The sequence below is a fragment of the Shigella sonnei genome (assembly GCF_002950395.1).
Classification (GTDB): Bacteria; Pseudomonadota; Gammaproteobacteria; order Enterobacterales; family Enterobacteriaceae; genus ECMA0423.
Window position 1 is genome coordinate 3,684,448 of the sequence record NZ_CP026802.1, and the last position, 14,688, is coordinate 3,699,135.

The window sequence follows — 14,688 nt, forward strand, 5'->3', positions numbered from 1 at the left end:
TACTGTATATTCCTCAAGCGCAAATTATTCATGCCGAAGTGAAGGACTTTCATGATCGAAGTAAAACACCTGAAAACGCTACAAGCGTTGCGGAACTGCGGCTCTCTCGCAGCCGCTGCGGCGACGTTGCATCAGACGCAATCCGCCCTGTCTCACCAGTTTAGCGATCTGGAACAACGCCTTGGCTTCCGGCTATTTGTGCGTAAGAGCCAGCCGCTACGCTTTACACCGCAGGGAGAAATCCTGTTGCAACTGGCAAACCAGGTGCTGCCGCAAATCAGCCAGGCACTGCAAGCCTGCAATGAACCGCAGCAGACGCGTCTGCGCATTGCCATTGAGTGCCATAGCTGTATTCAGTGGCTGACGCCCGCGTTAGAAAATTTCCATAAGAACTGGCCGCAGGTAGAGATGGATTTTAAATCGGGCGTGACGTTTGACCCGCAGCCTGCGTTGCAACAGGGCGAGCTGGATCTGGTGATGACCTCCGATATCCTGCCGCGCAGTGGCCTGCATTATTCGCCGATGTTCGACTATGAAGTGCGTCTGGTGTTAGCACCTGACCATCCACTGGCGGCGAAAACGCGAATTACACCGGAAGATCTCGCCAGCGAGACGCTGTTGATTTATCCGGTGCAGCGTAGTCGACTGGATGTCTGGCGGCATTTTCTTCAGCCGGCAGGCGTCAGCCCGTCACTGAAAAGCGTCGATAACACCTTATTGTTGATTCAGATGGTTGCCGCGCGGATGGGTATTGCCGCGCTACCGCATTGGGTAGTAGAGAGTTTTGAGCGCCAGGGTCTGGTGGTGACCAAAACCCTGGGCGAAGGCTTGTGGAGCCGACTGTACGCCGCCGTGCGCGATGGCGAGCAGCGTCAGCCGATTACAGAAGCATTTATTCGCTCAGCGCGCAATCACGCCTGCGATCATCTGCCGTTTGTGAAGAGCGCGGAGCGACCCACTTACGATGCACCCACAGTGAGGCCAGGATCACCAGCGCGCCTGTAATGAACGTTGGCCAGTGCGGCTGTTGGTGCCAGATAGCCAGGTTTACCAGCAGCCCTGCCGGAACGTGCATATTATTCATAATGCCCAGCGTTCCGGCGTCCACCTGCGTCGCGCCGTAGTTCCACATAAAGTAGCCAATCCCGGAAGCCACCACGCCAAGAAACACCAGAATGCCCCATTGCAACGTGGTTTGCGGCATTTTCTGCGCATTTCCCAGCAAGAACCATGCAATTACCGCCACCAGGAACGCGCCAAGATAGAACCACGCAAAGGCGTTATGCTGCGGCATCGGGCGAGTTTCCATCAGGCGTTTGTAACCCACCATGCCGATGGCAAAAGTGATATTGGAGAGTTGCACCAGCAACAAGCCAGTCCAGAAATGGTCGGTAACCTGATCATAGCGAATAATCCCGGCACCAATCACCGCCAGCAAGGCGCTAAAAGCATAGCCCCAGCGCAGACGGCGCTTACTCATGATGTCATAAATCAGCGTGATGTAGAGCGGCGTCAGTACGGTGAACAGCAACAATTCGGAGACCGTCAGGTAGAGATAAGCGCGGAAACTCAGCATATACATCACGCCGAGCTGCATCGCGCCCACCAGCATATACAGGCCGACCGTTTTCAGGCTATTGCCACGGGTACGCAGAAACGGCAGAAAAACGAGTGCCGCCAGGCCAACGCGCACCAGCACCGCAAAATAGCTATCGACGTGCCCCGCAAGGTACTCGCCATAAAAGCTAAAGGAGAAGGCCCACAGAATCGTGGTGATGATAAGTAGCGCCACAATGGAAAACTCTTTGATTAACGAGTATCCATTGTAGCGAAGTATCAGGTTGACAACTGACCAAATAAAGAACGATTACGATAAATAGAGTTTACGCAGATAATGCGGCACCGCGTCGTCGGCATTAGTACCAATCACTTCCAGCTCGGGATGAAGGTCTTTCAGACGCTGGTGCGCACTGCCCATAATGCAGCCTTTCCCCGCCATCGACAGCATTTCGGCATCGTTCATCCCGTCACCAAACGCAATACAATCCTTCAGGCTGTAGCCCAGTTTCTTCGCCACCGCTTCCAGCGCATGGCCTTTTGAAACGCCGCCCGCCATCACTTCCAGACAGGTTAAGGTAGAGAAACTAACGTTGACGCGATCGCCCCAACGAGCGTTAATCGCCTGCTCCAGCGGCAGCAGTTGTTCATGGGAATCGCAGGTGAAGAACACTTTGCTGACGCCTTCCGGCTCCAGTAATCCAGGCTCATACAGCGCATATTTGAACACCGCTTCTTTAAAAAAGCGCATCTCTTCCGGGCGATGGCGATTCATAAACCATTCGTCGTCGCGATAAACGTTAGTAATGATGTCCAGATTGTCGTTGACTACGCCAAACAGATCGCTGGCAATGTCGCGATCCAGGTTATGAGCAAAAATCAGATTGCCATCCAGATCGTGAACGCGCGCGCCGTTGGAGGTGATCATGTACGACTTGATCTCCAGATTATCGCGAATTTGCCCCACATCAACGTGGTGACGACCGGTCGCAAACACAAAGTTGATGCCGCGCGCGGTGAGCAGCTTCAGGGTTTCTTTGGCGTAAGGGGATAACGTATGGTCGGGAGAAAGTAACGTGCCATCTAAATCAGACGCAACAACCTGGTACATAAGAAATTTAAACCTCTGTAGAGCGGTTTCCGCTGGGTGAGTTATGCCTGTTGAAAAAATCAACAATGGCGTGGAGCGCGACTGAGCGCATTGCGTCCTTTTCAAAAAGGATCTCATGGTAAGCACCTTTAATTACCAACGGTCGTCCTCCTTCGACAGGATGGCCCGCGGCGGTGCGGAGTTCACAAAAACGGTCATGCATGCGGTTATCCACCACGCGTTCCTCTTCAGCCTGCAAGAGAAGCGTTGGCGTGGCGTCATCACCCGCACCGGCTAACACCTGTTCGCCAGCCAGAATACTTTCGCGTACCCAATGGTAGGTCGGCCCACCGACGCGAATCGTTGGGTCATCAGCATAGAAGCGTAAGTTACGTCGATATCGCTGTCTGCTGTGGGTCAGTACGTTGATAGCAAACGGCAACGCGCGCCAGCGCCCGGTGCCTATTGCATAGCCATCACGGAAACGTGGATGCGCTTCGGCCCAGTTGAGGATCTGCCGTGCCATAAATGACGGCATACGAATCACGATCCCAAACATTGGCGCAGTTAGCGCAATGGCGTCACATACACCTGGATGGCGTTGCAGAAATAATGTGGAGATCGCACCGCCCATCGAATGTGCCAGTATATAGCGTTTACGCCACGGACCGGGCTGAACCTCCTGCTGCCAGAATGCCGCCAGATCATCAACATAATCATTAAAGCGATTAACATGCCCGAGATGCGGATCGGCTAACAGGCGACCGGAACGTCCCTGCCCGCGATGGTCGATGATTAAGACATCAAACCCCAAATGGAACAGGTCATAGGCCAGTTCCGCATATTTTACGTAGCTCTCAATACGCCCCGGGCAGATGACTACCACCCGGTCATGGTGCTGTGCGCGAAAACGGACAAAGCGCACCGGAATGTCATCCACACCAGTAAACTCTGCTTCATCACGCTGACGCCAGAAATCAGTCAGCGGTCCCATGGTAAAAGCAGCAAACGCGTTTTCTCTTGTTTCCCAGTCTTTTTGCTGCTGAAACATCGGGTAATCTGCCTCTTAAACCACGTAAAATCGTTTTTTTTAGCGTGCCTGACACAACGCTGCGACAGTAGCGTATTGTGGCACAAAAATAGACACACCGGGAGTTCATCATGACCTTAGAATGGTGGTTTGCCTACCTGCTGACATCGATCATTTTAAGCCTGTCGCCAGGCTCTGGTGCAATCAACACTATGACCACCTCGCTCAACCACGGTTATCGCGGCGCGGTGGCGTCTATTGCTGGGCTTCAGACCGGACTGGCGATTCATATTGTGCTGGTTGGCGTGGGGTTGGGGACGCTATTTTCCCGCTCAGTGATTGCGTTTGAAGTGTTGAAGTGGGCAGGCGCGGCTTACTTGATTTGGCTGGGAATCCAGCAGTGGCGCGCCGCTGGTGCAATTGACCTTAAATCGCTGGCCTCTACTCAATCGCGTCGACATTTGTTCCAGCGCGCAGTTTTTGTGAATCTCACCAATCCCAAAAGTATTGTGTTTCTGGCGGCGCTATTTCCGCAATTCATCATGCCGCAACAGCCGCAACTGATGCAGTATATCGTGCTCGGCGTCACCACTATTGTGGTCGATATTATTGTGATGATCGGTTACGCCACCCTTGCTCAACGGATTGCTCTATGGATTAAAGGACCAAAGCAGATGAAGGCGCTGAATAAGATTTTCGGCTCGTTGTTTATGCTGGTGGGAGCGCTGTTAGCATCGGCGAGGCATGCGTGAAAAATAATGTCGGATGCGGCGTAAACGCCTTATCCGACTTACTCTGAAGACGCGTCTGGCATCACCGCGAAATAATCAAATGAATGCCAAATCCGGCAAATAACGCCCCGGCAAAACCATCAATCCACTTCGCCAGACGTTGATAACCACGGCGCATTTGCGGCAGGGCAAACAGGCTGGCAACGACGATAAACCACGCCAGCGTTTCGACAATGATCAGCGCAAAAATGCCCCAGCGCGCGGTAGTGCCAACGTTATCACCGACAAACAATGAGAACACCGAGCCAAAGTAGATAATCGCTTTCGGATTAGCGAGATTGGTCAGTAAACCTTTCAGGAAACTGCGCCCACTTTTCGCCAGCTCGACCTGTGGCGCAGGTGCAGAAACCGCCTCTTTTTTCAGCGCGCCGCGCAGCATCTGGTAACCCATCCAGCAGAGATACAGGCCACCGCCAACCATAAGCGTATGCAGCCAGGCCATTTTTTCGATAATCAAATGCAGGCCAAGCAACGCAATCCCAGCCCAAACCATTACACCGCAGGTAATGCCCAGCACGCCCATCATCGCTTCTTTACGGGAACGACTGACAGCGGTCTGAGAGACAAAAAAGAAATCGGGACCGGGGCTCATAAGCGCCACAATGTGCACCATGGCGACGGTGAGAAATAACATCAACATACATTTGACTCGCGGGGAAACGTTTACGGAGTCTTCATCCTGGCACTTTTTTATGCTGCTGACTACTCTTCGTCGTCGCCATCGACATGCGCACGAATCAGCGCCATAAACGGTTTACCAAAGCGTTCCAGCTTGCGCATCCCAACGCCGTTAACGCTGAGCATTTCGCTGGCGGTGATCGGCATCTGTTCAGCCATCTCAATCAAGGTTGCGTCGTTAAACACCACGTACGGCGGGACATTACTTTCATCGGCAATCGATTTACGCAGTTTGCGTAATTTGGCGAACAGTTTGCGATCATAGTTGCCGCCGAACGATTTCTGCATCGCTTTCGGTTTGAGCGCCACGATACGCGGCACGGCAAGTTGCAAAGAGGATTCGCCGCGCAGCACCGGGCGCGCGGCCTCTGTCAGTTGTAGGGCAGAATGCTGGGCAATATTTTGCGTCACCAGGCCGAGGTGAATCAGCTGGCGGATCACGCTCACCCAATGTTCATGGCTTTTATCACGGCCCATGCCATAGACTTTCAGTTTGTCATGACCATAGTCGCGGATACGCTGGTTATTAGCACCACGAATCACTTCCACCACATAACCCATCCCAAACCGCTGATTCACACGACCAATGGTGGAAAGGGCAATCTGAGCATCGGTTGAACCGTCGTACTGTTTCGGCGGATCGAGGCAGATATCGCAGTTCCCGCACGGCTCCTGACGCCCTTCGCCAAAATAGTTCAGCAATACCAGACGACGGCAAGTTTGCGCTTCGGCAAACGCGCCCATCGCATTGAGTTTGTGGCGCTCAATATCCTGCAACTGCCCCTGCGGCTTCTCTTCCAGACAACGGCGCAGCCACGCCATATCAGCCGGATCGTAAAACAGCATCGCTTCCGCAGGCAGGCCATCACGCCCGGCGCGACCGGTTTCCTGATAATAGGATTCGATATTGCGCGGAATATCAAAGTGGACCACGAAGCGAACGTTTGGTTTATTGATGCCCATGCCGAACGCCACCGTCGCCACCACAATTTGCAGGTCATCGCGCTGGAATTTCTCCTGCACGTCGGCGCGGACATTATTTTCCAGCCCGGCATGATAGGCCGCCGCGCTAATACCCTTGCTTTGCAGGCGCGCAGCGGTGTCTTCTACTTTCGCCCGGCTGTTGCAGTAGATAATGCCGGACTTACCGCGCTGTTCCTGCACGTAGCGCATCAACTGATCGAGCGGTTTGAATTTCTCCATCAGCATGTAGCGAATATTCGGACGGTCAAAACTGCTGATTTGAATCAGCGGATCGTTCAGCCCCAGCAAGCGCACGATATCCTGGCGCGTGGTGTCGTCGGCTGTGGCAGTCAGCGCCATAAACGGCAGGGTCGGGAAACGCTGGCGTAACTGACCAAGCGCGGCATATTCCGGGCGGAAATCGTGGCCCCATTGGGAGATACAGTGCGCTTCATCAACGGCTAATAACACCGGATTCCAGTGCGCCAGATGCTCAAGAAAGTTATCCAGCATCAGGCGTTCCGGGGCGATATAAAGCAGACGAATTTGCCCGGTGCGGCAGCCTGTCATCACTTCAAGTTGCTGCTCGCGGGTTTGCGTCGAGTTAAGGCACGCCGCCGCCACGCCGTTGGCTTGCAGTTGATCCACCTGATCTTTCATCAACGAAATCAGCGGTGAAACAACCACGGTAAGGCCGTTTAGCAATAAGGCAGGAATTTGATAGCAAAGGGATTTTCCGCCACCGGTGGGCATGACGACCAGGCAATCGCGACCGGAAAGCACAGTGTCGATAATTTCTTCCTGGCCGGGGCGAAACTGTTGGTAGCCAAAGGTTTCTTGTAAAACCTGTTTAGCTCCGGACTCCAGATTCAACACTTCCGCCTGCGCCACATTCACCCCGATTGCCTGAAATAAAAACAGGCGCTATTTTCAGCGCCTGCGCGAGAAACTGCAATGCTTTTAGTCTCTGAGAGGGTAATCCTGGATGCTGGGTTCCAGATTTGCCAACCACTCAACCGTTCATCAAAACAAGTCGTTTAGCATAACTCCTACACCGACACGGGTCTGGTTGAAGTTATAGTCGATGAGCGATTCGCCATAGCCGCTGTAAACCTGAGTATAAAGGCGCACATGTTTGGTGATCGGGTAACTTAAGCCTAACTCCGCGCCGCCGTAACCGGTATTCCAGTTGTACTGTCCTTTCGCACTCAACACCGCATCACCGAGGTGATAGCCGATTTTAAGCTGGTAGTAACCCATATATTTGGTGATATCCGGGTTATCGTCAGTATTACCCACCACATACCACGGCTTCACTTCTACCAGCCAGTTACCGTTTTCTGCCATCAGGCGAGTATAAAGGCGGTTCCAGCTGCGGGAGGTCGGGTCGGAACGCCCGTTAGAGTCGTGGTTATACCCCATCTCCACATCGCGCAGCGTCCAACCTGCAAAACAGTAATCGGTGGCAAAACCGAGGAACAATTGCGGTTCGTAGTTGGTTTCACGAAACGGTGAAGACTCTTCGCTATTGGACAGTTGCCACCAGGATTTTTGCGTATAAGACGCACCCAACACCGAGTTCGGGCCTAAAATCCCACGCCACAGCGGAAATGCCAGGCTCAACTGAAACTTTACTTCATCCTTACGCGCATTTTCCGCCCAGTCGTAACTGGCAATCGCTTCTTTATTCAGATCGCTGGTTTGGGTGTAAATGAGGTAGTTGGTGTCATAAGGATAGAGCGTGAACGGATTGTCATGCTCCTGCAGCATATTGGCGATAATACTGCCACGCACCGCTGGCGCGTCATGCACCTCTTTCACCGTTGCCTCTTGTGCATATACTGCCATAGGCAACATAAACACCGGCAACAACCAGCCCTGCAGAGTCCGCATCGGTCGTGTTCTCCGTAACGAATTATTGATAAGGTGAATATTTTTCTGCGGGCTATTTTACATACTTAACTCCATAGCCGTTAGTTATCCCTTCCTAAAGTAGAAACCAACAACAAAGAAGCATAAAATCAACATTTCATTAACCAATGAAGTGTAAGGATGATATGTCTGCCGTACTGACCGCTGAACAAGCCCTGAAATTAGTGGGTGAGATGTTTGTTTATCACATGCCATTTAACCGCGCATTGGGGATGGAACTGGAGCGTTACGAAAAAGAGTTCGCACAGCTGGCCTTTAAAAATCAGCCAATGATGGTGGGCAACTGGGCGCAAAGCATTTTGCACGGCGGGGTCATTGCGTCGGCGCTGGATGTCGCCGCCGGTCTGGTGTGCGTGGGAAGTACCTTAACCCGCCACGAAACCATCAGTGAAGATGAACTACGCCAGCGGCTATCGCGGATGGGGACCATTGATCTTCGCGTTGATTATCTGCGCCCAGGCAGGGGCGAGCGTTTTACTGCTACCAGTAGCCTGTTGCGTGCAGGCAATAAAGTCGCCGTCGCCCGCGTTGAATTACACAATGAAGAACAGCTTTATATTGCCAGTGCCACCGCCACCTATATGGTAGGTTGAAGACATAAAAGCAGGTAAACTGCTGTTACCAATTAAAAATGAGTATTCCCGATGGATGCAAAACAAACGCGGCAGGGCGTATTACTCGCTCTTGCCGCTTATTTTATTTGGGGTATAGCGCCAGCGTACTTCAAGTTGATTTACTACGTGCCCGCCGATGAAATCCTGACGCATCGCGTGATCTGGTCGTTTTTCTTTATGGTGGTGCTGATGAGCATTTGCCGCCAGTGGTCCTATTTAAAAACGCTGATTCAGACGCCACAGAAAATTTTTATGCTGGCAGTCTCTGCCGTGCTGATTGGTGGCAACTGGCTACTGTTTATCTGGGCGGTGAACAATCACCATATGCTGGAAGCGAGCCTTGGTTACTTTATTAACCCGCTGGTGAACATTGTGCTGGGGATGATTTTCCTCGGCGAGCGATTCCGCCGGATGCAATGGCTGGCGGTGATTCTGGCGATATGTGGCGTGTTAGTCCAGCTGTGGACTTTTGGTTCGCTACCTATTATCGCGCTGGGACTGGCATTTAGTTTTGCCTTCTACGGTCTGGTACGCAAGAAGATTGCCGTTGAAGCGCAAACCGGCATGTTAATCGAAACCATGTGGCTGCTGCCCGTGGCGGCAATTTACCTGTTTGCTATTGCCGACAGCTCAACCAGCCATATGGGGCAAAACCCGATGTCGCTGAATTTACTGCTGATCGCCGCCGGTATTGTCACTACCGTACCGCTGTTGTGTTTTACCGCCGCTGCCACGCGCTTGCGTCTCTCAACGTTAGGCTTTTTCCAGTACATTGGCCCGACGCTGATGTTCCTGCTGGCTGTGACGTTTTATGGTGAAAAACCGGGTGCCGATAAGATGGTGACTTTCGCCTTTATTTGGGTGGCGCTGGCAATTTTTGTGATGGATGCGATTTATACGCAGCGTAGAAAAAGTTAAGAATTAACATGGGTAGGCCGTTTAAAGAGCCTACCCACTGACTTATTTATCTTTTTTTGAAAAAAATTAAGATAAGAAAAAGAACAATATTTGTTACAGGAAATACCCCCAAAACTCCCCAGTACTTACTCCATCCTAGAGACATCGTATATCTACCAAGGATTTGACAAAACCCAAAACTTAACCCTATACCTATACTTCTTAAATTTAATGTCGTAGTCAGGCTTAAAATAAATAGAACAAGGATGGTAATAGCCCACCACAATAACCATGCCTTAACAAAATCAGATTTTTTGCTGTAAGGTTCTTTACCCAAGAACAACTGCCAAAAGTTACCATTTCCCATATAGAATCCATTCACCCAAGATATTGTTTATAGAATAAAAATACATTTCAATTATATTTAATTAAAATATACCCCATCAATAAAAACTTACACACTCTAAATTACTACTGTATAGTTATCAATGCAAAGACTGCTATATTGCATATATATATGCAAACCACATAATTCAGGTAATATATATTCAAAACAATTATATATATAAAACAATGTAAAAATGTTCAAATCATCCATCAGAAATATATTCTACCCATCCAGGCTTGAGCGTTTATCACGCTTTCAGTTCATAATCTATACATTAACATCATGGTCAATATTAATAACTTTGAATGATATCAACCTGGCTTTGAGTTTTATTCTGGTTATTAATAATACCTATGTAAATATCAATATTGGAGCAAAAAGAATAAGAGATACTGGATGTAAGGCAATCTACTTTGTATTGATTTCATTGGGTTTGACACTTTTTTCTATTATCTCTGCAGCAATTGAAGGGGTGAGATGTGAGTCATTAAGCGTCCAACTCAACGTGGCATGGATATTATTCACAACAATTATGTTATCTGCGATTCCCTCGGCTAAAATGTCGCTGTCAGCACACTAACTTACTCACAGCGACATCGTATAGTTACAGCCAGTTCTTACGCTTAAAGTACAGATACGGTGTCAGGCCCGCAAGGATCATAAAGATAATCGCGCCAGGGTAGCCAAAGCTCCACTTCAGTTCTGGCATAAACTCAAAGTTCATGCCATAGCTGGAGGCAATCCGCGTAGGAAAAAGTTTCCTAATCGGTAAATTCAACATTTTGTTATTAACAATGAGCAAGACCAATCATTAACGAGGTTCTCTTCAGAGATGTAATGAAAAAATGTGAAGTGTACTTCTTTTTTAAATATTTTTTTACCCTAGCATTTGTTCTCGAATTGATCTTGAGCTTAAATATAACCAAGGCAAATGCAAATGAATAACATATTACTTCCGCCAATTAATATTCCCTGTACACTTTTCGAAACTATTAGTTTATTCGATGATTTTTCTGCTGATGATATGCAATATGGTGATATGGTAGAACAAGACTTTCTCTCACTCGGCCTAAGCGATATCTCAGCAAAAGTTGATCCTTACAGACTTATTAAATACCATTTCCCTGGCCCAGGTTCTATTAATGTTGCTTTTAGTGCCTCAAGTTCCGGGTGATGCTGCCAACTTACTGATTTAGTGTATGATGGTGTTTTTGAGGTGCTCCAGTGGCTTCTGTTTCTATCAGCTGTCCCTCCTGTTCAGCTACTGACGGGGTGGTGCGTAACGGCAAAAGCACTGCCGGACATCAGCGCTATCTCTGCTCTCACTGCCGTAAAACATGGCAACTGCAGTTCACTTACACCGCTTCTCAACCCGGTACGCACCAGAAAATCATTGATATGGCCATGAATGGCGTTGGATGCCGGGCAACTGCACGCATTATGGGCGTTGGCCTCAACACGATTTTACGTCACTTAAAAAACTCAGGCCGCAGTCGGTAACCTCGCGCATACAGCCGGGCAGTGACGTCATCGTCTGCGCGGAAATGGACGAACAGTGGGGCTATGTCGGGGCTAAATCGCGCCAGCGCTGGCTGTTTTACGCGTATGACAGTCTCCGGAAGACGGTTGTTGCGCACGTATTCGGTGAACGCACTATGGCGACGCTGGGGCGTCTTATGAGCCTGCTGTCACCCTTTGACGTGGTGATATGGATGACGGATGGCTGGCCGCTGTATGAATCCCGCCTGAAGGGAAAGCTGCACGTAATCAGCAAGCGATATACGCAGCGAATTGAGCGGCATAACCTGAATTTGAGGCAGCACCTGGCACGGCTGGGACGGAAGTCGCTGTCGTTCTCAAAATCGGTGGAGCTGCATGACAAAGTCATCGGGCATTATCTGAACATAAAACACTATCAATAAGTTGGAGTCATTACCCAAGTTCCGGAACAAAAATATCACAACGTGAATGCACTGATATTTTATTTGCAGAAATGAAAGAACTAGCAAAAATGTTTTCCTTTTTTGGACAATATAAAACACTTATCGAAGATCTGATTGAACATTTTAGATATGGAAATGGCAGCAATTTTCATAGCCAACAATTAAATTTATCTTTTCATGAAAAAATAAATATGGTTATAATAGTCCAATACGAATAATCAAAGAATGTATCGAAAATGGCATTAATTCAACTCCCTCGACAGGATACCAACCTCTTATCCTGCAAAGCATTAAAACCAAATTACTTTCATCAAGACTAAATAAATTTAATGACTTCGAGGACAGTTTTAATGGCTTAGGAATCAGTGTTCATGATATTTCAGCTCAAAAAATATCTCTTTTAAGTTTTCAAAAATACGCTATAGGATGGAGTGCAACAATTCATTTTGTAGCACAGGACCACTTCGGTCTTGATGTAACTGATATCAAAAACAAGACTTACAGCAAATATAGATTTTTTCGCATATGGTTCTTTTTACAACGGCATAAAGACTTTGCTTTCAAACCTTTTTTCACCAATTTTAACACTATCGAAAGAATCGAAAATTATCTATGAAAAGCAAACTCCAGAAAATTATATTATGTTTATTTCTTCTATGCTGCATCTATAATTTATGGACATTGCGTCCTGTACAGATTTTGTATACATACTCTGATGCTGGCAATTCAGTCTTTCTGGTCGTTGATCATCTGCCATGGACTGACAGCGATAAAATAAATTGGTATCTGAAGCATCAGAATGAAATTAAAAATCAACATCCCCTACCAGAAGGTAGTTGGCATACCTGGTATGTCATTGATATCGGTAATGGCTTCACTGACTATAAAAAATATATCGAAGGGCCGTATGAAGATCTCTACTGTTTCCCGACAATTAAGAGCAATGATAATTGCATCGTGAAAAATTACTTAATGGTTATTAATGAATACCCTTATCGTAACACTCATATTGGTATTAACGATTTTACTGAGTATCAATTAACACAAGAAAATAAAATAGAGCGAGTTTTCAATCCGCATGACTTTAAATAAGACAATTTTTAGAAATAAGCCGGATAAAAAAATAGCTTTATCCGGCACTCATATTACAGCCAGTTCTTGCGCTTAAAGTACAGATACGGTGCCAGGCCCGCGAGGATCATAAAGATAATCGCGCCTGGGTAGCCGAAACTCCACTTCAGTTCTGGCATAAACTCAAAGTTCATCCCATAGCTGGAAGCAACGAGCGTCGGCGGCAGGAATACCACGGATACCACCGAGAAGATTTTGATGATGCGGTTCTGCTCGATGTTGATAAAACCCATCGCCGCCTGCATCAGGAAGTTCACCTTCTGGAACAGGGATTCGTTATGCGGCAGCAGGGATTCGATATCTCGCAGGATTTCACGCGCCTGCTCCAGTTGCCCACCCGGTAAACGCGCTTTACGCACCAGGAAGTTGAGCGCGCGCTGGGTATCCATCAGACACAGGCGAACTTTCCAGCCGATATCTTCCAGTTCCGCCAGAGTGGAGAGCGCCTCGTCGTACTCATCGCCCTGATGCCCTTCCATAATCACCCGGCTCAACTGCTCCAGGTCGCTATAGATATTTTCAATTTCATCTGCCAACTGTTCGATTTTGGTTTCGAACAGATCCAGCAGCAGCTCGTAGGCGTTACCGTCTACCATCGACTGGCTACGGGCACGCATACGATACAGACGAAAAGCGGGCAGTTCACGCTCACGCAGAGTAAACAGACGACCATCACGGATGGTAAATGCCACAGTGGAGTTACCGGCGTGATCTTCCGCATCTTCAAAGAAGAAGAAGGAGTGAATATGCAGGCCGTCGTCGTCTTCAAAGAAACGTGCCGATGCTTCGATGTCTTCCAGTTCCGGGCGGGTTGCCAGGCTCTGGCCAAGTTCAGATTGTACGCGCAGTCGCTCGTCGTCGTCCGGTTCGACAAGATCAATCCATACTGCATTTACAAGGGGTTGTGACTCTTCGACTTCCAGCCGGGTCAGTCGGTTATTTTCCAGTTGAAATGCGCTCAGCATGACCGGGACTCCCAATGCTTAAAATATCGGACAGTTCGGTGGGCACACAGAAACAAATTGGGTTTCAGACCATTAAACAGCCTGACTCAGCGCGACGGGAAAAATTGAGGTCGCTGACAACCGCTAAGGCTATCAGCAAAAAGGGATAGCCTTAGGAGTTGATCCTGGATGACAGGATAGTGAGCCAGTATCTACTGGGTGTGTCCAAGGCGAATGTCCTCTTAGAGTGATCGTGCGCGCATGTTACGCCAGCAAAATTTTGCCGTCAACACGCAACAGAACACCACAGAACAATAGTTGAACTTCGCGCTTTTTGGTACTCGTCAAGGTCGCTAACAGGATAAAAAAATCCAACATCCAGGACCTATAATGGCGCATCGGCTACTCATTGGTAAAGGAATGATCACCTTGAATCTCAAACGGATTTTTCTCGCCCTCACCTTACTTCCCTTGTTTGCTGTTGCCGCTGATGATTGCGCACTCTCAGATCCGATGCTGACCGTACAGGCGTATACCGTTAATCCTCAAACAGAGCGGGTGAAAATGTACTGGCAAAAAGCCAATGGCGAAGCGTGGGGAACTTTACATGCTCTGCTGGTGGATATGAATAGTCAGGGTCAGGTGCAGATGGCGATGAACGGCGGCATCTATGATGAAAGCTATGCGCCGCTCGGTTTGTACATCGAAAACGGTCAGCAGAAGGTGTAAT

General features: G+C 48.8%; 15 protein-coding genes and 4 pseudogenes. 9 read left to right on the forward strand and 10 right to left on the reverse strand.

Annotation, left to right across the window (positions count from 1 at the left end; genetic code table 11):
* Window positions 1-51 precede the first annotated feature (51 nt).
* Complete coding sequence (gene metR, locus C1P89_RS19065) at window positions 52-1,005, forward strand: HTH-type transcriptional regulator MetR (protein ID WP_000573618.1); 954 nt, start codon at window positions 52-54, stop codon at window positions 1,003-1,005.
* Here the strand turns inward: metR and bioP are convergent.
* The 3 genes from bioP to pldB all read right to left on the reverse strand — a co-directional run bounded on the left by bioP (window position 893) and on the right by pldB (window position 3,698).
* Window positions 893-1,792, reverse strand: a complete 900-nt coding sequence (bioP, locus tag C1P89_RS19070) for a biotin transporter (protein ID WP_001196238.1) — start codon at window positions 1,790-1,792, stop codon at window positions 893-895. The two genes, metR and bioP, sit on opposite strands and share 113 nt — an antisense overlap.
* Window positions 1,793-1,867: 75 nt before the next feature.
* Entirely contained in the window at window positions 1,868-2,668 is an 801-nt protein-coding gene (yigL, locus tag C1P89_RS19075; protein ID WP_000285346.1) for a sugar/pyridoxal phosphate phosphatase YigL, read from the reverse strand.
* Between the two features lie 7 nt (window positions 2,669-2,675).
* On the reverse strand, window positions 2,676-3,698 hold the full coding sequence (pldB, locus tag C1P89_RS19080; RefSeq protein WP_000487654.1) for a lysophospholipase L2: 1,023 nt from the start codon (window positions 3,696-3,698) through the stop codon (window positions 2,676-2,678).
* A gap of 110 nt (window positions 3,699-3,808) precedes the next feature.
* Here pldB and rhtB point away from each other — a divergent pair, with 110 nt between their 5' ends.
* Window positions 3,809-4,429 (forward strand): homoserine/homoserine lactone efflux protein, encoded by a 621-nt coding sequence (gene rhtB / locus C1P89_RS19085; RefSeq protein WP_000171710.1) that lies wholly within the window; start codon window positions 3,809-3,811, stop codon window positions 4,427-4,429.
* 61 nt (window positions 4,430-4,490) lie between these two features.
* On the opposite strand, the gene rhtC is transcribed toward rhtB, so the two are convergent.
* From rhtC to pldA, 3 genes are all read right to left on the reverse strand, one after another.
* Window positions 4,491-5,108, reverse strand: a complete 618-nt coding sequence (gene rhtC / locus C1P89_RS19090; protein WP_000928848.1) for a threonine export protein RhtC — start codon at window positions 5,106-5,108, stop codon at window positions 4,491-4,493.
* 62 nt (window positions 5,109-5,170) lie between these two features.
* On the reverse strand, window positions 5,171-7,000 hold the full coding sequence (gene recQ / locus C1P89_RS19095; RefSeq protein ID WP_000035581.1) for an ATP-dependent DNA helicase RecQ: 1,830 nt from the start codon (window positions 6,998-7,000) through the stop codon (window positions 5,171-5,173).
* Between the two features lie 132 nt (window positions 7,001-7,132).
* Complete coding sequence (pldA, locus tag C1P89_RS19100; RefSeq protein WP_001259696.1) at window positions 7,133-8,002, reverse strand: phospholipase A; 870 nt, start codon at window positions 8,000-8,002, stop codon at window positions 7,133-7,135.
* 164 nt (window positions 8,003-8,166) lie between these two features.
* Between pldA and yigI the strand changes: the two genes are divergently transcribed.
* Window positions 8,167-8,634 (forward strand): acyl-CoA thioesterase YigI, encoded by a 468-nt coding sequence (gene yigI / locus C1P89_RS19105; RefSeq protein ID WP_001277142.1) that lies wholly within the window; start codon window positions 8,167-8,169, stop codon window positions 8,632-8,634.
* Window positions 8,635-8,685: 51 nt separating this feature from the next.
* Complete coding sequence (gene rarD, locus C1P89_RS19110; protein ID WP_000339103.1) at window positions 8,686-9,573, forward strand: EamA family transporter RarD; 888 nt, start codon at window positions 8,686-8,688, stop codon at window positions 9,571-9,573.
* Window positions 9,574-9,619: 46 nt separating this feature from the next.
* On the opposite strand, the gene C1P89_RS19115 is transcribed toward rarD, so the two are convergent.
* Both C1P89_RS19115 and C1P89_RS19125 read right to left on the reverse strand, forming a co-directional pair.
* Complete coding sequence (locus tag C1P89_RS19115) at window positions 9,620-9,919, reverse strand: hypothetical protein (RefSeq protein WP_000526430.1); 300 nt, start codon at window positions 9,917-9,919, stop codon at window positions 9,620-9,622.
* Between the two features lie 625 nt (window positions 9,920-10,544).
* Window positions 10,545-10,691, reverse strand: a pseudogene (locus tag C1P89_RS19125) (CorA family divalent cation transporter); the annotation flags it as partial.
* Window positions 10,692-10,877: 186 nt separating this feature from the next.
* On the opposite strand from C1P89_RS19125, the pseudogene C1P89_RS19130 reads away from it, so the two are divergent.
* The 4 genes and pseudogenes from C1P89_RS19130 to C1P89_RS19145 form a co-directional block, all read left to right on the forward strand.
* Window positions 10,878-11,111 (forward strand): annotated as a pseudogene (locus tag C1P89_RS19130) (DUF3289 family protein); the annotation flags it as partial.
* Between the two features lie 53 nt (window positions 11,112-11,164).
* Window positions 11,165-11,862 (forward strand): IS1-like element IS1A family transposase gene (locus tag C1P89_RS19135; protein ID WP_094096600.1). Its coding sequence is split into 2 segments (ribosomal slippage): window positions 11,165-11,414 and window positions 11,414-11,862, totalling 699 coding nucleotides; the frame shifts between segments, so codons are not numbered across the junction.
* Window positions 11,863-11,879: 17 nt separating this feature from the next.
* Window positions 11,880-12,499: pseudogene (locus C1P89_RS19140) on the forward strand (YPO3983 family protein); the annotation flags it as partial.
* Window positions 12,496-12,975, forward strand: coding sequence for a DUF943 family protein (locus C1P89_RS19145; protein WP_000837561.1), 480 nt, complete (start codon window positions 12,496-12,498; stop codon window positions 12,973-12,975). The pseudogene C1P89_RS19140 and the gene C1P89_RS19145, both read left to right, overlap by 4 nt.
* 53 nt (window positions 12,976-13,028) lie before the next feature.
* Here C1P89_RS19145 and corA read toward each other — a convergent pair whose 3' ends face one another.
* Window positions 13,029-13,979, reverse strand: a complete 951-nt coding sequence (gene corA / locus C1P89_RS19150; RefSeq protein ID WP_000947159.1) for a magnesium/cobalt transporter CorA — start codon at window positions 13,977-13,979, stop codon at window positions 13,029-13,031.
* Between the two features lie 151 nt (window positions 13,980-14,130).
* Complete coding sequence (gene ysgD / locus C1P89_RS26075; RefSeq protein ID WP_211180520.1) at window positions 14,131-14,187, reverse strand: protein YsgD; 57 nt, start codon at window positions 14,185-14,187, stop codon at window positions 14,131-14,133.
* 161 nt (window positions 14,188-14,348) lie between these two features.
* On the opposite strand from ysgD, the pseudogene C1P89_RS19155 reads away from it, so the two are divergent.
* A pseudogene (locus tag C1P89_RS19155) lies at window positions 14,349-14,684 on the forward strand (phosphodiester glycosidase family protein); the annotation flags it as partial.
* Between the last annotated feature and the right edge of the window lie 4 nt (window positions 14,685-14,688).

Coding starts and splice junctions, on each gene's coding strand:
- corA (WP_000947159.1), bottom strand. CDS start 13,979: ATGCTGAGCGCATTTCAACTGGAAAATAACCGACTGACCCGGCTGGAA.
- rhtC (WP_000928848.1), bottom strand. CDS start 5,108: ATGTTGATGTTATTTCTCACCGTCGCCATGGTGCACATTGTGGCGCTT.
- yigI (WP_001277142.1), top strand. CDS start 8,167: ATGTCTGCCGTACTGACCGCTGAACAAGCCCTGAAATTAGTGGGTGAG.
- C1P89_RS19145 (WP_000837561.1), top strand. CDS start 12,496: ATGAAAAGCAAACTCCAGAAAATTATATTATGTTTATTTCTTCTATGC.
- yigL (WP_000285346.1), bottom strand. CDS start 2,668: ATGTACCAGGTTGTTGCGTCTGATTTAGATGGCACGTTACTTTCTCCC.
- rhtB (WP_000171710.1), top strand. CDS start 3,809: ATGACCTTAGAATGGTGGTTTGCCTACCTGCTGACATCGATCATTTTA.
- rarD (WP_000339103.1), top strand. CDS start 8,686: ATGGATGCAAAACAAACGCGGCAGGGCGTATTACTCGCTCTTGCCGCT.
- pldA (WP_001259696.1), bottom strand. CDS start 8,002: ATGCGGACTCTGCAGGGCTGGTTGTTGCCGGTGTTTATGTTGCCTATG.
- metR (WP_000573618.1), top strand. CDS start 52: ATGATCGAAGTAAAACACCTGAAAACGCTACAAGCGTTGCGGAACTGC.
- C1P89_RS19115 (WP_000526430.1), bottom strand. CDS start 9,919: ATGGGAAATGGTAACTTTTGGCAGTTGTTCTTGGGTAAAGAACCTTAC.
- pldB (WP_000487654.1), bottom strand. CDS start 3,698: ATGTTTCAGCAGCAAAAAGACTGGGAAACAAGAGAAAACGCGTTTGCT.